This is a genomic window from Candidatus Pelagibacter ubique HTCC8051 (genome assembly GCF_000472605.1).
Taxonomy (GTDB): domain Bacteria; phylum Pseudomonadota; class Alphaproteobacteria; order Pelagibacterales; family Pelagibacteraceae; genus Pelagibacter; species Pelagibacter communis_B.
On sequence record NZ_KI421440.1, the window covers coordinates 386,643 to 408,409 of the forward strand.

The following is a 21,767-nucleotide window of genomic DNA, read 5'->3' on the forward strand; positions in this document are numbered from 1 at the left end:
AAGTACATTTAATTAATGAATAATGTACGAAAACAAAAAAGGGCAAACAAAAGTTTGCCCTTTTTTTTTAAAGATGAATTTAAAGTTTCATTTATAATAATATTTATTTCTACTATTTTACTAATTACAACTTTTACATTTGATATTGTTCCTCCAATTTTAAACAGAGGTATTCAACCAGCAACTTTCCCAAAGGCATTGTTGGTTTTAATAATTAGCTTAACTTGTATTGTATATTTTTTATCAACTAAAAAACCGTGGAAAGCTGAAAAAAGATTACCAAAAACATTTTATATAACATTAATAAGTTTTTTATTATTTGTTTTGATTTCAAAAACCTTAGATTTCTTTTTAGCAATTTCTGCTCTATCTGTTTTTGTTTCATATTATTGGGGTGAAAGAAGATTTTTTTATTTATTATTAGTTAGTATTATTTTTCCAATAATTGTATTTATTTTTTTTGAAACAATTCTAGGCTTAAGGTTTCCTCCTGGCATAATCACTAACATTTATTATCAGGTATAAATGGAAAATTTACTTTTAATGATGGCCCCATTATTTAGTTCTAAACTAATGATAGTTTTATTTTTTGGAACTTTATTTGGTTTAGTCTTAGGAGTTTTACCAGGTCTTGGTCCTACCACTGGAGGTGCTTTGATTTTACCTTTTACAATGACTTTAGATCCACTTTCAGCAATTGTTTTGTTAACATCAATTTACTGTGCTGGAACATACGGTGGAGCGATTACTGCTATCTTAATTAACACACCAGGAACGCCTGCAGCAGCAGCAACATGTTTAGATGGTTATCCATTGGCTCAAAAAGGTGAGGCAGGCAGAGCTCTTGGAATGGCAACTGTATCAAGCACTGTTGGTGGAATTTTTAGCGTGATAATACTAGTTTTTTTTGCACCGTTACTTGCAAAACTAGCTTATGAATTTGGTCAACCCGAATATTTTGCTTTAGCTATTTTTGGTTTAACCATGCTTGCTTCTATTGGAGAAGGAAGCCCAATTAAGAATTTGATAGCTGGAGCTTTTGGAATATTGATTTCAACTATTGGAAAAGATTTTATGACTTCCATAGATAGATTTACCTATGGAATAAATGAATTATCCGAGGGCATTGGTTTTATACCAGTTGTTGTTGGTTTATTTGCAATTAGTGAAATGTTAACTCAATCAACTTTACTAGATCAAGTTTTTAAAAGAGTAGCTTTAAAAGCAGTAAAATTACCGTCAATTAATGATTATAAACAAACATGGAAAACTATTTTAAGATCATCAGGTATTGGATCTTTTATAGGAGTGCTTCCTGCAGAAGGTGGCACAGTTGCATCTTTAATTGGTTATTCTGAAGCAAAAAGATTTTCAAAAAAACCTGAAGAATTTGGTAAGGGGTCAATAGAAGGAATTGCAGGAGCAGAAGCTGCTAATAATGCTGCAACAGGTGGAGCGATGGTGCCAACTCTTGCTTTAGGTATTCCTGGTAGCGCAACTACTGCTGTAATATTAACAGGCTTAATCATTCACGGGGTAAGACCGGGTCCTGATTTATTTAGAGAACAACCAGAATTTTTATATGGAATTTTTGGTGCAATGTTAATTGCTAACGTACTCTTTTTTATATTTGGTTTTTTTGGTGCTAAGATTTTTGCAAGAATAACATTGGTGCCTAATAAGATTTTGTGGCCAATGATTTTTGCAGTGTCTGTTTGTGGAACTTATTCATTAAGTCAATCAATTATAGATGTTTGGATAATGATATTCTTTGGAGTGCTTGGATTTTTTATGAGAAGATATGGTTTTTCAGTTGTTCCAGTTATTATAGGATTAATATTAGGAGAATTGGTTGAGGGTACTCTTAGACAATCATTAGTAATATTTGATGGAAATTGGTTAATGTTTCTAACAAGACCTATTGCTTTAACATTCTTCATTTTATCTTTAATTGCTCTAACTTTTCCTTTATTAAGATCGAAAAAGAAAAAAAAATAATATGATTAAATATGATTTAGATAAAAGAGTTGCAATTGTAACAGGTGGAGCACAAGGTTTTGGTTTGGCAGTAACTGAGAGATTTATCGAAGCTGGTGCAAAAGTAGTTATTTGGGATATTGATGAAGATGCTATAAAAAAAGCATTAGACAAAGTTAATTCTGAAAATTTAAGTTACCAGATAGTAGATGTAAGTAATTTCGAAAATATCACTAAAAGTTTAAATGAAATTGAAAGTAAAAATGGCAAAATAGATATTTTTATTAATAATGCTGGGATTGCTGGAATGAATACAACAGTTGCCGAATACCCTTTGGACGAATGGCATAAAGTTATCAATTTAAATCTTAATTCGGTTTTTTATTGCTGCAAGGCAGTTGTCCCATTTATGGAAAAAAATAATTATGGACGGATAGTTAATATTGCTTCAATTGCAGGAAAAGAAGGAAATCCAAATGCAAGTGCTTACAGTACTTCAAAAGCAGGGGTTATTGGGTTAACAAAATCATTAGGCAAAGAATTAGCTCTTAAAAATATAGCTGTTAACTGTGTAACACCAGCTGCTGCAAAAACTCGGATTTTTGACCAAATGACTGAAGAACATATCAATTACATGTTATCTAAAATACCAAGAAATAAGTTTGCCAAGGTTGAGGAATTAGCTTCATTAGTTACTTGGTTATCAAGTGAAGAAAATTCTTTTTCAACAGCCGCAGTATTTGATTTAAGTGGTGGTAGAGCAACATACTAATAATTATGCAAGTAGGTATAGATGTTGGTGCAACAAAGATAGAGAGTGTTGTACTTGAAAAAGATGGACAAGAAAAACATAGATCTAGAATACCATGCCCAAAAAATTACACTCAAATTATTACATCAATAAGAGATATTCATAGACAATTAGAACAAGAATTTAAACAAGAACTTCAAATTGGTGTTTGTCATCCAGGTGTTCATTCTCCCCAAACAGGATTAGTTAAAAATGCTCCTAACATAACTTGGTTAGAAAAAAAACCTTTTCAAAATGATTTACGTAAAGCACTAGGTAAAGAAGTGTTTTGTGAAAATGATGCAAATTGTTTTGCTTTGTCAGAGGCTATAGATGGAGCGGGCAAACATTACAAAATTGTTTATGGTATAATCTTGGGATCTGGAGTTGGAGGTGGTTTGGTGATTGATAAAAAAATAGTAAGTGGCCCGAATGGTGTTGCAGGAGAATGGGGTCATAATCAAATTCCTTATTTTGCTGCTAAAAAAGAAAATTTTGACACAAGTAATCCAAGAGAAGCTGAGATTGAAAGTTTTCTATCTGGCTTAGGTTTAGCGAAAAAATTTAATAAACTCTATGGAAAAAATTTAAAAACAAATGAAATTTTTGAATTAAATAGAAAACATGATTTGGATGCAGAAAGACTTATAGATGATTTTAAAGTTAATTTATCAATGTCACTTTCAAATATAATAAATATTTTAGACCCTGATGCTTTTGTTTTTGGAGGAGGAGTTTCAAATGAAATTGATTTTTTACATGAAATAGATTCATTAGTGAGAAAATTTGTTGCTGGAAGAGAATACGAAGGTGTTTTTTTAAAACCAAGATTTGGTGATGCTAGTGGTGTTCGTGGTGCCGCAAGATTGGGAAGAAGTGCCACATACTAAAAATTTCTATTAATAATTTAATTTAGCAAATTTTAATTCTGATAAAGACAAGAAAAGTAGATAAAAAATATTGATTAAAAAAAATCAATCAAAAGTTGTATTTATATTTTTTATTATGATCTTTCCTTAAAGCAGTTATATTTCATTTTTTAAATTAATTTAAAAGGGAGAAATAATGAAAAAACTTATACTTTCGATTGCAGCTCTTGCATTATTTGCAACTTCTGCTTTCGCTGAAAGATACGTCATGATAACTCATGGTGAAGGAAAGGATCCTTTTTGGCCAGTAGTTCAAAAAGGTGGTGAAGATGCAGCTAGAGCAATCGGTGCTGACTTCGAATACATCTACAACCCTTCTGCTGATATGGCTGATATGGCAAGCTCAATTCAAGCTGCTGCAGCTACTCAACCAGATGGTATGGTAATTTCTTTACCAGACCCAGATGCATTAGGACCAGCTATTAAAGCTGCTGTTGCAGCTGGTGTTCCAGTAATTACAATGAACTCTGGTTTAGAGTCTTCTGCGAGCCTAGGTGCTTTGATGCACGTTGGTCAGCCTGAATTACTTGCTGGACAAAAAGCTGGTGAAAGAGCAAAAGCTGAAGGTGCTACTAAAGCACTTTGTATGATTCAAGAAGCATACAACACAGCTCTTGTAGACAGATGTGAAGGTTACGGTTCTGCAGTTCCTATGCAAATGACTGATACTACATCTGACCCTGCTACTATTCAAACTAGAGCTACTGCTGCTTTACAAGCAAACAAAGATGTCAATGCAATCCTTTCAGTAGGACCTCACGTATGTGAAGCTGTTGATAAAGCTTTAGCTGATCTTGGTATGACAGTACACCATTCTTGCTTTGACTTAAGTCCTGCAGTTATGGACTTAATCGGATCTGGAAGAGTATCTTTCACTATTGATCAACAACAAAGACTACAAGGTTATGTGCCAGTTATCGTATTACACTTGTACAACAACAGTGCTGGACTTCTTCCAGGAGCTAACATCCCTTCAGGACCTGGCTTCGTAGATAAGTCTAACGCTTCTTCAGTTGCTGCTCTTGCAGGAATTGACAGATAGTTAGTTAAAATTTAAAGGGTCGATTATTTAATCGGCCCTTTTTTTTATAAAATTAACAAACCTTTTTTAAAAATGAATACATCAACAACAAATAAACCAAGACAAGAGTCAGACCGACAAGGTGAAAAAAAATGGTATTCTGCATTACTGGCTCGTCCAGAGATTGGACCTTTGGGGGTAATGATCTTACTTTTTTGTATGTTGGGATACTTTTCTATTCCAGAAGGAGAATTTTCTCTTAACCCTTTTTCTGGTGAAGGATTTAACGCCTTAGGAATTAGAAATAATTTTAGGGTAATTGCTCAATTAGGGATCGTAGCACTTGCTGCTGGGATGTTAATTATTGCAGGTGAATTTGATCTTTCAGTTGGCTCAATGATTGGTTTTGCTGGTGGTTGTATGGCAATGATACTAAAATGGGGTTTTGCTGTTGTTATTCCTTATGTATCTTTTGTAGGAGGTTTTCATTTTGAGGGGTTTCAATTATTTGAAATTAGAGATGTCTCACCATTATTAGCAATATTAATTACGCTATGTATGACTCTATCCTTTGGATGGATCCAGGGATGGGTAATTGTTAAAAGTGGTATATCTTCTTTCATTGTTACACTAGGTGGACTTTTCTTTTTACGAGGTTTAACAGAGGTATCATATAGAGCATTTAATAGAGCTCCTGATCAAACTGCTGGATCAACAACTGTTACAGACTTACCAGATATCAAAAATATTATAAATGTACCAGGTCTTGGGGAAATGGAAAGAGATGCAGCTAAAGCTTTACCAAATGACCAATTATTAGAAATTCTTAGCACTGTGCCTGCTAGCACGGTTGCAAAATTAACTGAAAGACTTTCATATATTAATGAAAAAGTTGCAACTTTGAAAACTGAAATAAATTCAACAAAAATGATTGAAACCTTAGAAAAATCTTTAGCTGGTGCAAAAAAATCTGGCAATGACTCAATGGTAGAAATTTTGACAAAGAAAATTGAAGCTGGAGTTGATGTTCCTGCAGTTACGGCAAAAGTGGTTACTGATATTGATATAGCAAAAGCTTACATCGACACCATAGTTACAGCAAGACCAGTCGCTAATTTCTTTGGAGGAGACATTATGGAACCAGTTTTTAATTGGTTGTATTTCACAGTAGACTGGAATGTAAATAACTTTGGAAATATTTTTGCTAAAGGAATGTATTCTGCTCTAATGATTTGGGGACTCATTGCTTTTATTTGTTATTTTATTTTGAGCAAAACTCAAGCAGGTAACTGGATTTATTCAACTGGAGGAAATCTTAATGCTGCAAAGGCTAATGGTGTGCCAACAAATAAAGTTAAGATTGCATTATTTGTGAATACTGCATTTTGTGCAACTATGTTTGCTGCATGTCAAGTATTTGAAGTTAATACTGCAGATACAGCTAAAGGTAATTTAAAAGAATTAGAAGCAATTGCTGCAGCGGTTATTGGTGGTGTTGTATTAACAGGAGGTTTTGGAACAATAGGTGGAATTATCTTGGGTACGATTATTTTTGGTATAGCAAAAGAAGCCTTCTTTTATATTCCTGGAATTGATGGGTCTTTTTATAGAGTGTTCCTTGGAGCAGTTCTTGTTACTGCTGCCTTTACAAATGAGAACATTAGGAAACGAATTATGGGGAATATTTAATGGATAAAAAACCATTAATTGAAATAAAAAATTTAGTTAAAAAATTTGGAGCATTTACTGCTTTAAATGGTGTTTCACTAGATGTTTATCCGGGTGAAGTTCACGCTCTTTTAGGTGACAATGGAGCTGGAAAGTCAACTTTAATTAAAGTGTTATCTGGAGTTCATCCAATGACAAGTGGAGAAATAAAAGTAGATGGAGAAATAGTTAACTTTACTTCACCACGTCAAGCTTCTGATGCTGGCATTGGTACAGTTTATCAGGATTTAGCTCTCAATGCTCTAACTTCAGTAACAAGAAATTTTTTTCTTGGACGTGAATTAACAAAAGGACCTGGCGCATTTGGTTTAATGCAAATGGATGAGATGGACAAAATAACAACTGAAGAAATGTCTAAAATTGGAATTAATATTTCAAACCCCAATCAACCAGTTGGAACAATGTCAGGTGGACAAAGACAGACTTTGGCTATTGCAAGAGCAATTTACTTTGGTGCGAAGATACTAATATTAGATGAACCTACATCAGCACTAGGTCAAAAGCAGCAAATGGAAGTTTTAAAAACAATAAAAAAAGTTCAAAGTTTAGGAAACATTGCAATTATACTTATTACTCACAATGAAATTCATGCACGACTTATAGCTGATCGATTTACTTTTTTAAGTTTGGGAGAAGTAATTGGTTCAGGATTGTCTTCAGAACTTGGTAATGAAGATGTGAAAAGATTGATGGCAGGTGGTGCAAAAATTGGTGATCTAGCTAAAGAATTAGAATTATAATTTTTTTATTTTTTTTTAATTTTTTTTCACTTAAGATTTATCTATGCAGAAATTCTCAAGGGATAGTTTCAATATTACTGAAGCAATAAATGAATTAATGCATGAATCCGGAGTTATTGTTATTGAAAATGTATATAATTTAAACGATATCAAAGAAGCAAAAAACATTGTTAATCATTTTGCAGACATACAAGAGCAAAAAGAAACTCACTTTAATGCTGAGGCCGAATCATCCGACAAAATTAAACTTCAGCAAAGAATTTGGAATTTATTTGGTAAAGGAGAGGTTTTTAGTAAATTAATAACAAATGACATTATTTTTAGCTTAATGTCTAAACTTTTAGGTTCAGAGTTTTTTTGTGGATCTTACTGCGCAAGTAGATTGCTACCAGGGTCTATAGGACAGGAACTGCATATTGATTATCCGTATTGGGATTTTTATAATAGTGAGACTTTCCCCATGGGTCTTAATAGTTCATTTGCACAAAACTGTCAGGCAACTATACCTCTAGATATTTGCTCAGAACAATCAGGAGCAACTGCATACATACCAGGATCACAAAAAAAATTGCATTATCCAAATGAAAATGATGACTTTTCAAATAAACAACAAATGATTGCTAATCCTGGAGATTTAGTTTTTTTTAATGGTAACTGTTGGCATGGAGCATCATCAAATAAATCAAACCATCAAAGAGCAGCATTACTAATAGAGTTTCTTCCTAAATATATAAAACCAGTTGAAGATTTAGTTACTTATTTATCTGAAGACTTTAAAAATAATTCAAATCCAAAAGTGCGACAGCTTTTAGGATTAAATTACGAATATCCAAAAATTATGGATGCGAGTAAAAAAACAAATAATATTGGTTTAGGTTACAAAGCTAAATAAAATTTATATTATTAAGTTATATAATCTATAAATATTATATATAATAAAAATAGTATAAAAAAAATTAGTCTAATACTAAATGCAAATAATACTGAGAAGAATTTATAACTAGTAGAGGTTAGGAAAATGAAAGTAAAATATTACGATTTAGAAAATAAAAGAGTATTTGTAACAGGTGGAGGATCAGGGATAGGGGCGTCAATTGTTGAACATTTTTGTGAGCAAGGATCTGAAGTTTATTTTATAGATATTAATGAAGATGAATCAAAAAAATTAATTAAAGATATAAAAAATAAAAATTATAGTTTACCAACATTTATTAAATGTGACCTTCTAAATATCAAAGAGCTTCAAAAGACTATAGCTGACATTATTGGCAATAAGGGACCAATAGATATTTTGATTAATAACGCTGCTAATGATACTAGACATAAAATCGACGATGTAACTGAAGAATATTGGAATGAAAGAATTAATGTAAATTTAAGACATTTTTTCTTCACGGTCCAATCTGTTAAAAAATCAATGATAGACAATGGTGGTGGGGCAATCATAAATATGGGATCAACATCATGGATGGTAGGTCAGGGAGGCATGGCCGCCTATACAGCAGCAAAGTCTGGAGTAGTTGGTTTATCAAGATCTTTTGCAAGAGATTTAGGAGAATTTAATATTAGAGTTAATTCGGTTGTACCTGGATGGGTAATGACACAGAGACAGATAGATTTGTGGTTGAATGAGGAGTCTGAAAAAGAACTGATGAAAAGGCAGTGTTTAAAAAAAAAATTAATGCCACACGAACTTGCTCAGGCAGTATTGTTTTTTTCATCAGAACAGTCTTCAGGTTGTACTAATCAATCTTATATTGTGGACAAAGGTTGGCTATAATAGGCTTTGTGAAAGTACAAAGCTCAACCATAGAAAATAAGTATTTAAGAGTTAAATCAATTAATATCGGTGCTTGTTTGTATGAAGTTTATGATAAGAAAAAAAAAATAAATTTAATCTTAAATCTTGGTCCTAAAAAAAATTATAGTAATAAAAATTTTTATGTAGGGGCTACTTGTGGTCGTTACGCAGGTAGAATATCAAATTCAAAATTTAACATTAAAAATAAAATTTTTAAACTTGAAGTCAATGAGGGAAAAAATACGCTACATGGAGGAAAAATAGGATTTGATAGATTGGAGTGGAGAAAACATCATCATTCAAAAAATAAAATTATCTATCAATTGCTATCTAAAGATCTAGACCAAGGTTTTCCAGGAGATTTGAATTCAGAGTGCACTTTTGAAATCAAGAATAAAAGTTTATTCATCAAATACCAATATAAATCAAATCAATTAACTCATGTGAGTTTAACTAATCATAGTTATTGGAATTTGAATAAAGATAAAAAAGAAACAATTTTTAACCATGATTTAAAAATTAACTCTGAAAAATATCTTGAAGTAAGTAATAAATTAATCCCAACTGGTAAAATTAAAAAAGTTAAAAATACTATTAATGATTTCAATAAGTTTCAAAATATTGGAGAAAAAATAAATATCATTAAAAATAAAAAAATTATGAGAATATCAAAAATAATAAATCAAGTAGGATTTGATTTAACATATTGTATTAAAAAAAATTCTAAAAATTATTTAGCCTCACTAAAAAATAAAAAAACTAATATTAAGTTAGATTTTTATTCAAATCTTCCAGGTGTGCAACTATATACTAGTCAAGGTTTGCGATATAAAAATAAACTTGCTCCTTACCAAGGTGTTTGTTTAGAAACTCAACACTATCCAGATGCCCCTAACAATAAAAATTTTCCAAGTACTTTAATTAAACCAAATAAACTTTATAAGTATTTTACAAAAATAAATATTTCATAAGATGAATAAAAAAATCAACATATCAATTGTAGGAACTGGATTAATGGGCCTCCAACATATCAAAGCAATTTTAAAATCAAAAAAAACTAATCTTCATTCAATAGTAGATATTAGTAATAACGCTAAAAATTTATCAAAAAAATATAAAATTCCATTATATTCAAATGTAAATGAACTTTTAAACTCAAAAAACTTAGATGCTGTGATTGTTGCTACACCAAATCAACTGCATGAAAAGCATACAGTTAGTTTTTTAAAGAATAAAATCCCAGTTTTATTGGAAAAACCTATTTCAGATAATATTAATTCAGCTAAAAAAATTATTAGAAGTGCTAATAAAAATAAGACACCGTTATTGATAGGGTATCACAGAAGACACAACTCAATAGTATCCAAGGTAAAAGAGATTATAGACAAAGGTAAATTAGGAAAAATAGTTTCAGTAAATGTGTTGTGTTGGCTTTATAAGCATAAAGCATATTTCAAAGAAAAATGGAGAATAAGTAAAGGCGGGGGTCCATTAGGGATTAATCTTGTCCATGATATTGATATGATTTGTTATTTATTGGGTCCAATTCAATATGTTCAGTCCTTTACAACAAATAAAAATAGAAAATTTAAAGTAGAAGATACAGCAACAGTTAGTCTAGTTTTTAAATCTGGTACACTTTGTACTTTAAACTTATCAGATACAATTGTTGCACCATGGAGTTATGAGTTAACAGCAGGAGAAAATCCTGCTTATCCTACAACTAATCAATCTGCATATATGATTGGTGGAACCAAAGGATCTTTACAATTTCCAAATTTGAAAAATTGGTTTTATAAAAATGAACGAAGTTGGTGGAAAAAGATATTAGTAAAAGAAGATTTAAATAAAAAAGATGATAACACTCTTATTAATCAAATAGACCATTTTGCTGATGTAGTAAGTAAAAAAAATAAACCTAAAGTTAATGGTAATGATGGTTTAGTTTCACTTAAAATTTTTGCAGCAATCACAAAAAGTGCCAAGCTGGGTAAAAAAATTAGACTTTAACCTTATCTTTATTACCTTCTGTACGAATAAATAATAGTCCAAATATAATAATCCCGATTACACCTATGATTTTATTATAGTCAAAAGGTACACCAAAAATTAAGAAATTAACAATCGTAGACCAAATTAATTGTGAATATTGAAAATTAGTAACAAATGATAAGTTAGATAATTGTATTGCATAAATTATTAATGAATGACTTACAAATCCTGCGGCACCAATTAATATTAAATAAAGCCAATAAATATTTTTTTCTAACGGCACCCAATTAAAAGTTATAAATATACTAAAAATAATTGCTCCTAAAATTGATGTATAAAAAATTGATGCAAAAGGTTCATTATCAGAAGATACAACTTTTGTAAAAAATTGGTAAAGAGCCCAGCAAATCGGAGGCACAATTGGAAAAATTAAGTCTAAACTAAATATTTTCATACTTGGTCCTAATGAGTAGATAATTGACCCAAAACTCAGAAGCATTAACATTATTCCTTTAAAAGATAATATATCTTTTAAAAAATATGCAGATAGTAACGAAACTATTAAGGGTGCAGAAAAGAAAACAACATATATATCTACTAAGTCAAATTTCTGTAAAGAATAAAACATGAATGTTGTGGCTGTTACCATCAATAAAGATCTAATTATTTGAAGTTTAAAATTTTTTTTTAAATTTACTTTTGGTTTAAAAATTAAAAAAAATATAATTAAAGATACTAAGTGAAAAAAAAATCTCCCCCAAATTGCTTGAGTAACAGGCATGACAGTACCAAGATATTTTGCTGTAGAATCCATGCAAACAAACATGAAAAAACCACCAGCAGCTAATAAAATTACGTTAAATAATGGGGTTTGTTGAGGCACAATGAAGATCTTTGTTACATTACTACGCCTACTTGCCAAGGATTAAATTCCTCGTCACCGTAGCCGTTGATCTCACTTTTAGATTTATTTCCTGATGCTGTGTTGACTATTAGTTCAAATATTTTTTGACCTACTTCTTCTATTTTTTCTTCACCTTCTGCAATTGTTCCACAGTTGATATCCATATCTTCTGACATTTTTTCATACATTGCTGAATTAGTTGATAGTTTTAAACTAGGAACTGGTTTACATCCAAAACATGAACCTCTACCCGTTGTAAAGCAAATTACATTTGCTCCTGACGCTACCTGACCTGTTACTGATACAGGGTCATAACCTGGAGAGTCCATAAAATTAAAACCTTTGTTTTTTAAAGGCTCTGCATACATTAAAACATCTTGAAGTATAGAATTGCCTCCTTTAGCAACAGCTCCTAAAGATTTTTCTAAAATAGTAGTCAAACCTCCTTTTTTATTTCCAGGTGCAGGATTATTATCCATCGAACTATTATTGATTGAAGTATAATTTTTCCACCACTCAATCCTCTTTATCAATTTATCTGCTGTTTCTTGTGAGTTAGCTCTATTAATCAGTAAATGTTCTGCTCCATAAATTTCAGGTGTTTCAGATAATATTGAGCTTCCTCCTTTTTTAACTAAAAGGTCTGCCGCAACACCCAATGCTGGATTTGCTGTAATTCCTGAATATCCATCTGATCCTCCACATTGCAAAGCGAGTGTTAAATGATTTACTGATTGAGATGTTCTTTTAACTTTATTTGCTTCAGCTAGTAAATTTTTAATTTGAGATAATACTTTTTCAACAATTTTTTTTGTTCCACCCTCGTCTTGAATAGTTAAGAAGTGAATTCTATTGTGTTTTTTTAATGACTCGTCAAACAAACTTACTTGGGCACACTCACATCCTAAGCCTATTACAAAAACATGTGAAAAGTTGGGATGATTTTTAAATCCATCAATTGTTCTTTGAAAGATTTGCATACCTTCACTTTCTGTATTCATCCCACATCCTGTAGAATGAGTAATAGGAACTATACCATCGATATTTGGATAATCTTTTAAAATATTAGAGTATTTAATTCTTTCTACAATCATTTTAGTTACTGTTGCAGAACAATTAACAGTACTTACAATTCCAATATAATTTCTAGTGGCTACATCACCATTGTCTCTTAAAATGCCATTAAAAAAAGTATCTGCTTTTTCATTAATAATATTCTTTTTATTAGTTACTTTAAAATCTCTTTTAAATTCTCTAAATTCCAGATTATGTGAATGAACATGTTCGCCCGGTCTTATGTTATCTAAAGCAAAACCAATTATTTGATCATATTTTATTATTGGATCACCTTTATTTATAGATTTTAAGCAAACTTTGTGACCAAATGGAATTGGGTCTATAGTACTTAAGTCATGTCCTTCTATTTTAGTTTTTTCTGGAATAATAAATTGACTTACACCAACATTGTCATTTTGGTTTAAAACTATTAGATTATTCATAATTTTATTATATAACTAATATTCTAAACAAGTCATTACAAATTATGTATGCCAATAAAACGTAAAAAAAATTTAAGAAGTCAGCAATGGTTTAATAACCCAAAAGATCCAGAAATGACTGCTCTTTATTTAGAGCGATATCTTAACTATGGACTTACTAGAAAAGAATTACAGTCTGGAAACCCAATTATTGGAATAGCACAATCAGGTAGTGACCTTTCACCATGCAATAGACATTTTTTATCTTTAAGCAAAAGAATAAAAGATGGAATTAGAAGAGCAGGTGGAATTCCAATGGAATTTCCAACTCATCCGATTCAAGAAACTGGAAAAAGACCTACTGCAATGTTAGATAGAAATCTTTCTTACTTGTCTCTTGTTGAAGTTTTATACGGGTATCCAATTGATGGAGTAATACTGACAACTGGTTGTGATAAAACAACCCCAGCAGCATTAATGGCTGCAGCAACAGTAAATATTCCAGCAATCGTTTTGTCTGGTGGACCAATGTTAGATGGAATTTATAAAGGTAAACTAGCTGGATCAGGGATGGTGGTATGGGAAGCTAGGAAACTTTTAGCTAAAGGTGAAATAAATTATGATGAGTTTATGGATATGATTGCATCTTCTGCACCAAGTGTTGGTCACTGTAATACAATGGGAACAGCTTCGTCTATGAATTCAGTTGCAGAGGCTTTAGGAATGTCTTTAACTGGTTGTGCTGTTATACCTGCACCGTATCGAGAGAGGGAACAAATCTCTTTTGAGACTGGAAAAAGAATAGTTGAAATGGTTCATGAAGATTTAACACCATCAAAAATTATGACACGTAAAGCATTTGAAAATGCAGTGGTAGTTGCAAGTGCGATCGGTGGATCAAGCAACTGCACTACTCATTTAAGTGCGATTGCTAAACATATGGGAATCAAATTTGATTTATCTGATTGGCAAAAGCTAGGACATAATATTCCCCTATTAGTTAACTGCCAACCAGCAGGAGAATATTTGATGGAAAGTTTTTATAGAGCAGGTGGAGTACCTGCTGTAATGAAAGAATTAATAAAAAATAGAAAAATTCACACTAATATCATGACAGTTACTGGAAAAACTGTTGGTAAAAATTTAAAAAGAAAAATAGATATAGATACCAAGGTAATAAAAACTTTCAAAAATAGTTTAGAAGAAAATGCAGGATTTTTAGTTATGAAAAGTAATTTTTTTTCATCTGCAATAATGAAAACATCTGTAATAAGCAAAGAATTTAGAGCTAGATATCTATCAGATCCAAAAAATCCAAATGTTTTCAATGGTAAAGCAGCTGTATTTGAAGGACCAGAAGATTATCATAAAAGAATAAACGATAAAAAATTAAAGATTGATGAAAATTCTATTCTAATTATTAGGGGCTGTGGACCAGTTGGTTATCCTGGATCTGCAGAAGTAGTTAATATGCAGCCACCTGACAGATTATTAAAAAAAGGGATTACACATTTACCAACTCTTGGAGATGGAAGACAAAGTGGTACCTCTGAAAGTCCATCAATTCTTCATGTTTCACCAGAGTCTGCTGTTGGTGGAGATTTAGGAATTGTAAGAACAGGTGATAAAATGAAAATTGATTTAAATAAAAGAAGAGTGGATTTGTTGATTTCTCAAACAGAGTTTAAGAAGAGAAGAAAAAACAAAAAATTATTTAAAGCGAACAATCAAACTCCATGGCAAGAAATTTTTAGAGATACGGTAGGTCAACTTGAAGACGGTGCGTGTATTAAGTCACGTGGAAGTTATTTAGATGTTTCTAATAAAAAAGGTCTTCCAAGAAATTCTCATTAATATGAAAGCAAAAATACTAGTTACAAGAAAATTATCAGATGGAGCAGAGGAGAAATTAAAGAAAAATTTTGATGTAACTCTTAATTTAAAAGATGAGCCAATCCCAAATAGCGAACTTATTAAAATGGCTAATGAGTATGATGGATTTATTTCAACTGGGTTTGACAAAATTAGAGAAGATTTTTTTAAAAATTTAAATGGTAAATTAAAGATTATTGCTCAAGTTGGAGTAGGCTACGATAACATCTCTGTTAAATCAGCTGAAAGAAAAAAGATTAAAGTTACCAATACTCCTAATGTTTTAAACGAAGCTGTTGCTGAAACGACTATTCTTTTGATTTTAGCTGCATCAAGAAGAATAGGTGAAGCTTATAATCTTGTAAGATCAGGGACGTGGAAAGATCAAAAACCTGATCTAACTAAATTTATGATTGGGAATTCTGTTACAGGAAAAACACTTGGTATAATTGGTATGGGTCGAATTGGGAGAATGGTAGCAAAATGTGCAAAAGCATTTGGTATGAAAATAATTTACTTTAATAGAAATAAACTTTCCGAAGATCTTGAAGATGAAGCAAAATATTTTTCAGATGTAAATTCTATGATGCCTGAGTGTGATTTTGTTAGTATTCATACTCCTGCTACGGCAGAAACAAAGCATATTTTAAACACTACTTCTATTGGGCTACTACCTAAGCATGCTGTAGTGATTAACACTTCCAGAGGATCAACAATTGATGATGATGCGTTAATAGAAGCTCTACAAAATAATAAAATTTACGCAGCTGGCCTAGATGTATTTAATAACGAACCTAATTTAGATGAAAGATACATGAAGCTGGATAATTGTTTTGTTTTACCTCATGTTGGTAGTGCCACTCATGAAACTCGTTTAGCAATGAGCATGATGGCTGTAGATAATATTTGTAATTATTTTCAGAATAAGCCACTAATTTCTGAAGTGGTATAATACAATCTGAAGTTGCTTATTTAGTTAATATATATAATTTCTATACACATTTTTTCGCGTTTTATTTGAAATTAAAAATCATTTGTGATTAAGTTCCAATATTAAAAACATAAACGAGAGGAAGATAATGTTTAAATTAATAACAAAAACTATAGCTGCAGTAGCTATTGTTTCAGTAGCTTTATTTGGCTCTGCTAATGCAAAGACTTTAAAGATTGAAACTCACTTTACTGCTAGTTCACCTAACGGTGAAGTTGCGGCTCAATTCGCAAAAAATGTTGAAAGGTTTTCTGGCGGAAGCTTGAAAGTTGAAATGTTTTATTCATCTTCAGTAACAGGTAAATCTGCTGAAGTATTTAACTCTGCTCAAACTGGAATTATCGATTGTGATATGACTGGTGCTGGTTACCAAACTGGTAAAAATGCAGCGTTCCAATTTGCAGGTGATGTAATGGGTGGATACGATAACCCTTATCAACAATATGATTTCTTAAAGTTCCCTGGAGCTCAAGAAGCTGTTGATGCATTATACAATAAATATGGAATGACTTTAATTGGTTGGTGGATACCAGGACATGAGTCTTTAATATCTAGTAAACCAATTCCAGATGTTGCTTCTATCAAAGACTTTAAATTTAGATCACCTCCAGGAATGGAAAGTATGATCTTTAAAGCATTAGGCGCTAAACCAATCGTAATGGATTTTGGTGAAGTTCCAACTGCTTTACAAACTGGTCTAATTGATGGTGCTGACTACTCTAGCTTAGCAACTAACTATGCAGGTGGACACTATGAAAAAAACAGATATGCGACATATCCTGGTTTTCACTCTATGCCAGCTGACCATTTAGCTTGTAATTCTAAAGTTTGGAAAAAGCTAAAACCTCATGAAAGAGGAGCAATGTTAGCTGCAATTGAGATCTGCGGTAGAACAATCACTAGTTTAGTTGAAAGAAAAAATGCAGAAGCAGTTAAAGCCCTACTTGCTGATGGTGTTACTCTTCATGACTGGTCTAGAGAAGATAGACTTAAGTTCAGAAATGCTGCACTTAATGCTTGGCAGGAATGGAAAAAGAAATCTCCTGAAGCTGCTGCACTTATAGATATACACACAGCTTACATGAAAGCTAACGGTATCCTATAATATAAGCACAAAATAAAATCTTGAAGGGCCTGAAAAGGCCCTTCTTTCTTAAACCATTTTTTAGACTATGCTTGATAAACAACTGCAAGAACAAAATGAAAAAGTTGCAAGTAAAGATGATTTTCCAATAAATTGGATTGATAGAGTTTCTCTTTTTTTAAGCCACACAATTAAATATTTAATCCCCATAATAGTACTTGTAATGATGTATGAAATTTTTATGAGATATATCATGGAAAAACCAACAATGTGGGTGAATGAATTAAGTCTATGGTTGGCTGGAATTTGTTATTTAGTAGGTGGAATATATGCAACAAGATTAAGAAGTCATATCAGAATTGTAATATTATATGATTATGTGAGTAGACCAACGCAAAGAATTTTTGATTTAATTAGCACTATTATAATTGTTACGTTTGCAGCAGCTGTAATTTATGGTGGGATGGAAGATGCTTACAGATCATTCATAAATTGGGAAAGGTTTGCAACTTATTGGGATCCACCAATTCCAGCTACTATGAAACCACTTACACTTATATGTGTATTTCTTATTGCAGTTCAATCCGTAAATAACCTGATCATTGATTGGAGAAATCCAAAAGAAAAACAATACGACCCATCTAAAGACTTAAAATAAATGGAATTTGAAATAGGAACACTCTCGATAATACTAATAGTTGGATTATTAGCTCTTATATCTATAGGTGTTCCAATGGGTTTTGCTTCAGGTTTTATGGGAGCAGTTCTTGTTTTTTTAAATATTGGTGAACATGCATTGGGTATTTTACTTTCAAGATATTATTCTCTTGTAGTTACTTATTCTTTTTTATCAGTCCCATTATTTATATTTATGGCCTCCTTACTTGAACGCTCTAATATAGCTAGAGATTTATATGATGCTTTAAATGCATGGTTAAGAAAAACTAGAGGTGGAGTAGGAGTTGTCACTGCAATCATGGCAACAATTATGGCTGCAATGAGTGGAATCATTGGAGGAGAAATAGTTTTGTTGGGATTAATTGCACTACCTCAGATGTTGAGACTTAAATATGATCAGGACATGTCCATTGGAATTATTTGTGCATCTGGTTCTTTGGGTACAATGATACCTCCATCTATCGTTTTGATTATTTATGGACTAACAACTGAAACTTCAATTACAATGTTATTTCAAGAAGCAATTGTTCCTGGTTTAATGATTTCAGCTTTAATTATTACTTACATTCTTATTCGTACAAGATTGCAACCACACCTCGCCCCATTAAGTGATGAACCGCCATTAACTCTAAAAGAAAAAATTTCTTACCTACCAGGTCTTTTACCTCCAATTGGTATAGTAATAATTGTTTTAGGTTCAATTTATTCAGGAATAACAGGTATTACAGAAGCTGCTGGCATGGGTGTTGTAGCTACATTAATTATAATTTTTGCAAGAAAAGAGCTAACATTTTTTTTATTTAAAGATGCATTAACAAGAACATTTAAAGCATCAGGTACTATTTTAACAATTACTTTTGGCGCAACAGTTTTAGCTGGCGCTTATTCACTTGCAGGTGGTCCAAAATATGTTGCTGAGACGATATTAGCTTATGATTTGAAACCAATGTATTTAATTTTTATGATGCAATTAATGTTCTTAGTGATGGGAGCATTTATGGATTGGGTTGGAATAGTATTGTTGGCAATGCCAGTATTTTTACCAATTGTATTAGCTCTTGGTTTTGATCCAATTTGGTTTGGAATTTTATTTTGTGTAAATATGCAAGTTTCATTTTTAAGCCCACCATTTGGTCCCGCCGCCTTTTACTTAAAGTCAGTTGCTCCTCCTCATATATCGTTAACAGACATTTTTAGAGGATTTGCTCCATTTATAGTAATTCAGTTAATTGTATTAGCATGTGTTATGTTTTTTCCAGAATTAATGACACAAAACTTCCACGAATTTGTTCCTAAAAAATAAATGAGTAAAAAAATTGGATTTATTGGCATAGGCCTGATGGGCCTACCAATGGCAAAAAACATATTAAAAGCTGGATATAATTTAAAAGCATTTAATAGATCTCAAAAAAAAGCTGAAGCGTTAAAAGAGCATGGTGCAGAAATCTCAACTTCAATTGATGATGTAGTTAAAGACAACGATGTTGTAATCACTATGCTTACTGATGATACAGCAATTAATGATGTAATGAATAGTCCTTATTTTTTAGAAAATTTAAAATCAGGCGCAACAGTTATTGATATGAGTTCAGTTAAACCGACGACAGCAACTAAGCAAGGGAAAAATTTAAATTCTAAAAATATTAATTATTTAGATGCACCGGTCTCAGGCGGCACTATTGGCGCAGAGGAGGCTTCGTTAGCAATAATGGTTGGAGGTGAACAAAATGTTTTTGATGAAATTGTAGATGTTTTAAAAACTATGGGTAATCCAACTTTAGTTGGACCTGTAGGAAGCGGACAAGTCTCTAAATTAGCAAATCAAATTATAGTTGGTTTAACTATCGGAGCAGTAGCAGAAGCTATAACACTTTGCGAAAAAGCAGGAGCAAGTCCTAATAAAATGATTAAAGCTTTATCTGGCGGATGGGCTGATAGTAAAATCTTACAAACTCATGGAAAAAGAATGATAAACAAAGATTTTACTCCAAAAGGTAGAACTTCTGTTCATTTAAAAGATATGAACAATATTTTAGAGTGCGCAAATAGTTTTAATACTCATTTACCTATTTCAAATTTAGTTAAAGAAATGTATAAATCACTTGTTGAAAATGGACATGGAGAAACAGATCATAGTTCTCTTTATAAAGAAATCGAAAGGATAAATAAGAAATGAGTGGAAGATTAGAAGGTAAAAAAATTGTAGTAACAGCAGCAGGTCAAGGAATTGGAAAAGCAACTGCAATTGCATTTCATAATGAAGGTGCAAGTGTTACCGCAACAGATTTAAATGATAAAACTTTAGCTGATTTAAATAAAGAGTATCCTAATATTGAAGTTAAAACATTAGACTCAACAGATAATAATGCAATTTTAGAATTTGTTAAAACTCTAGATAAAGTTGATGTATTATTCAATGCAGTAGGTTTTGTTCATCATGGAACCATCCTTGATTGTGAGGAAAAAGATTGGGATTTTTCATTTGATGTAAATATTAAATCTATGTATTTCATGTGCAAAGCAATTTTACCCCTAATGGTTAAACAAAATGGCGGAAGTATAATTAATATTTCTTCAATAGCTTCAAGTTTAAAAGGTTTACCTAATAGATTTGTTTATGGAGCTTCGAAAGCAGCTATTATTGGTCTAACAAAATCAATTGCTTCAGATTTTGTAAAACAAAATATAAGATGCAATTCAATTGCACCAGGAACAGTTTTCTCACCATCTTGGCAAGATAGAGTAAATCAAAGCCCTGATCCAGTTCAGGCTAAAAAAGATTTTATAGCAAGACAACCTATGGGTAGATTAGGTACCGCAGAAGAAATAGCAGCTATGGCAATTTACTTAGCTGGAGATGAATCTACATTTACGACTGGAAATACTTTTTCAGTTGATGGTGGAATGACAATTTAATTAATACAAAAAGGAGATATATGAAATTATTAAGAGTAGGACAAAAAGGAAGAGAAAAGCCAGCGGCATTAGATAAAGAAGGCAAGATAAGAGACATTAGCTCTCATATTGATGATTTAAACCCTGATCATATTAATTTTGAGTCTATATCAAAATTACAAAATGTGGATTTATCTTCACTACCAGAATTATCTTCTAGTGATCGAATAGGTTCATGTGTAACAAAACCAGGTAAATTTGTAGCAATTGGTCTAAATTATTCTGATCATGCTGCTGAAACTGGTGCAGAAGTGCCTTCAGAACCTATAATGTTCATGAAAGCTACTAGTTGTATTGCTGGCCCTAATGATGATGTTGAAATTGTATCAGGATCAAAAAAATTAGACTGGGAAGTTGAGCTTGGAATTGTAATTGGTAAAGAAGCAAAACATATCTCAGAAAATCAATCGCAAGATCATATTTTAGGATATTGTTTAGTAAATGATGTTAGTGAAAGAGAATGGCAAATTGAAAAAATGGGTCAATGGGTTAAAGGAAAATCACATGATACTTATGGACCAATAGGACCATACTTGGTCACTAAAGATGAAGTTGCTGATATCAATAATTTAAAAATGAATTTAGATGTAAATGGCAATAGAATGCAGACAGGAAACACAAGTACAATGATTTTTAATGTAGATGTAATTGTATCTTATGTGAGTAAATTCATGTCGTTACAACCAGGAGATATTATAACTACTGGAACACCTCCAGGAGTTGGTATGGGAATGAAACCCCAGCAATTTTTAAAAGCTGGTGATACGATGAAATTATCAATAGAAAACTTAGGTGAGCAAAACTCGAAAGTAGTTGCTTTATAATAA

The 21,767-nt window shown here is 31.7% G+C and carries 21 protein-coding genes; 19 read left to right on the top strand and 2 right to left on the bottom strand.

The window, feature by feature from the left end; genetic code table 11:
- Positions 1-15: 15 nt before the first annotated feature.
- From F754_RS0102030 to F754_RS0102080, 11 genes are all read left to right on the top strand, one after another.
- On the top strand, positions 16-525 hold the full coding sequence (locus F754_RS0102030) for a tripartite tricarboxylate transporter TctB family protein (protein ID WP_027303428.1): 510 nt from the start codon (positions 16-18) through the stop codon (positions 523-525).
- Positions 526-1,998, top strand: a complete 1,473-nt coding sequence (locus F754_RS0102035) for a tripartite tricarboxylate transporter permease (protein ID WP_023648254.1) — start codon at positions 526-528, stop codon at positions 1,996-1,998.
- 1 nt (position 1,999) lies between these two features.
- A complete protein-coding gene (locus tag F754_RS0102040; RefSeq protein ID WP_023648255.1) occupies positions 2,000-2,749 on the top strand; it encodes an SDR family oxidoreductase in 750 nt (249 codons plus the stop codon).
- A 5-nt stretch (positions 2,750-2,754) separates the two neighbouring features.
- Positions 2,755-3,657: an ROK family protein gene (locus tag F754_RS0102045; protein ID WP_023648256.1), complete on the top strand. Its 903-nt coding sequence runs from the start codon at positions 2,755-2,757 to the stop codon at positions 3,655-3,657.
- A 175-nt stretch (positions 3,658-3,832) separates the two neighbouring features.
- The gene (locus F754_RS0102050; RefSeq protein ID WP_023648257.1) at positions 3,833-4,738 is read left to right on the top strand and encodes a sugar ABC transporter substrate-binding protein; all 906 of its coding nucleotides are present in this window, start codon (positions 3,833-3,835) and stop codon (positions 4,736-4,738) included.
- 72 nt (positions 4,739-4,810) lie between these two features.
- Positions 4,811-6,406 (top strand): ABC transporter permease, encoded by a 1,596-nt coding sequence (locus F754_RS0102055; protein ID WP_023648258.1) that lies wholly within the window; start codon positions 4,811-4,813, stop codon positions 6,404-6,406.
- A complete protein-coding gene (locus F754_RS0102060) occupies positions 6,406-7,185 on the top strand; it encodes an ATP-binding cassette domain-containing protein (protein WP_023648259.1) in 780 nt (259 codons plus the stop codon). The genes F754_RS0102055 and F754_RS0102060 overlap by 1 nt, the downstream gene beginning before the upstream one ends.
- Positions 7,186-7,228: 43 nt before the next feature.
- Positions 7,229-8,077, top strand: coding sequence for a phytanoyl-CoA dioxygenase family protein (locus F754_RS0102065; RefSeq protein WP_023648260.1), 849 nt, complete (start codon positions 7,229-7,231; stop codon positions 8,075-8,077).
- Positions 8,078-8,203: 126 nt separating this feature from the next.
- Positions 8,204-8,965: an SDR family oxidoreductase gene (locus F754_RS0102070; protein ID WP_023648261.1), complete on the top strand. Its 762-nt coding sequence runs from the start codon at positions 8,204-8,206 to the stop codon at positions 8,963-8,965.
- 8 nt (positions 8,966-8,973) lie between these two features.
- On the top strand, positions 8,974-9,957 hold the full coding sequence (locus F754_RS0102075) for a galactose mutarotase (RefSeq protein WP_023648262.1): 984 nt from the start codon (positions 8,974-8,976) through the stop codon (positions 9,955-9,957).
- Position 9,958: 1 nt separating this feature from the next.
- Positions 9,959-10,996: a Gfo/Idh/MocA family oxidoreductase gene (locus F754_RS0102080; RefSeq protein ID WP_023648263.1), complete on the top strand. Its 1,038-nt coding sequence runs from the start codon at positions 9,959-9,961 to the stop codon at positions 10,994-10,996.
- On the opposite strand, the gene F754_RS0102085 is transcribed toward F754_RS0102080, so the two are convergent.
- Together F754_RS0102085 and F754_RS0102090 are read right to left on the bottom strand one after the other, a co-directional pair.
- On the bottom strand, positions 10,986-11,861 hold the full coding sequence (locus F754_RS0102085) for a DMT family transporter (RefSeq protein WP_023648264.1): 876 nt from the start codon (positions 11,859-11,861) through the stop codon (positions 10,986-10,988). The genes F754_RS0102080 and F754_RS0102085 overlap by 11 nt on opposite strands.
- 14 nt (positions 11,862-11,875) lie before the next feature.
- Positions 11,876-13,381, bottom strand: a complete 1,506-nt coding sequence (locus tag F754_RS0102090; RefSeq protein WP_023648265.1) for an altronate dehydratase family protein — start codon at positions 13,379-13,381, stop codon at positions 11,876-11,878.
- 48 nt (positions 13,382-13,429) lie between these two features.
- Between F754_RS0102090 and F754_RS0102095 the strand changes: the two genes are divergently transcribed.
- The 8 genes from F754_RS0102095 (at position 13,430) to F754_RS0102130 (ending at position 21,764) form a co-directional block, all read left to right on the top strand.
- Positions 13,430-15,214: a dihydroxy-acid dehydratase family protein gene (locus tag F754_RS0102095; RefSeq protein ID WP_023648266.1), complete on the top strand. Its 1,785-nt coding sequence runs from the start codon at positions 13,430-13,432 to the stop codon at positions 15,212-15,214.
- A 1-nt stretch (position 15,215) separates the two neighbouring features.
- Positions 15,216-16,184, top strand: coding sequence for a D-glycerate dehydrogenase (locus tag F754_RS0102100; RefSeq protein WP_023648267.1), 969 nt, complete (start codon positions 15,216-15,218; stop codon positions 16,182-16,184).
- 127 nt (positions 16,185-16,311) lie between these two features.
- Complete coding sequence (gene dctP, locus F754_RS0102105; protein WP_023648268.1) at positions 16,312-17,328, top strand: TRAP transporter substrate-binding protein DctP; 1,017 nt, start codon at positions 16,312-16,314, stop codon at positions 17,326-17,328.
- Between the two features lie 67 nt (positions 17,329-17,395).
- A complete protein-coding gene (locus F754_RS07545; protein WP_051332831.1) occupies positions 17,396-17,965 on the top strand; it encodes a TRAP transporter small permease in 570 nt (189 codons plus the stop codon).
- On the top strand, positions 17,966-19,288 hold the full coding sequence (locus F754_RS07550) for a TRAP transporter large permease subunit (protein WP_051332832.1): 1,323 nt from the start codon (positions 17,966-17,968) through the stop codon (positions 19,286-19,288). It begins immediately after the preceding gene.
- Positions 19,289-20,161 carry an NAD(P)-dependent oxidoreductase gene (locus F754_RS0102120; RefSeq protein ID WP_023648269.1) on the top strand — a complete coding sequence of 291 codons (873 nt, stop codon included), beginning with the start codon at positions 19,289-19,291 and terminating at the stop codon, positions 20,159-20,161. It begins immediately after the preceding gene.
- Positions 20,158-20,901: an SDR family oxidoreductase gene (locus F754_RS0102125; protein ID WP_023648270.1), complete on the top strand. Its 744-nt coding sequence runs from the start codon at positions 20,158-20,160 to the stop codon at positions 20,899-20,901. The genes F754_RS0102120 and F754_RS0102125 overlap by 4 nt, the downstream gene beginning before the upstream one ends.
- Positions 20,902-20,921: 20 nt before the next feature.
- On the top strand, positions 20,922-21,764 hold the full coding sequence (locus F754_RS0102130) for a fumarylacetoacetate hydrolase family protein (protein WP_023648271.1): 843 nt from the start codon (positions 20,922-20,924) through the stop codon (positions 21,762-21,764).
- Positions 21,765-21,767: the final 3 nt, after the last annotated feature.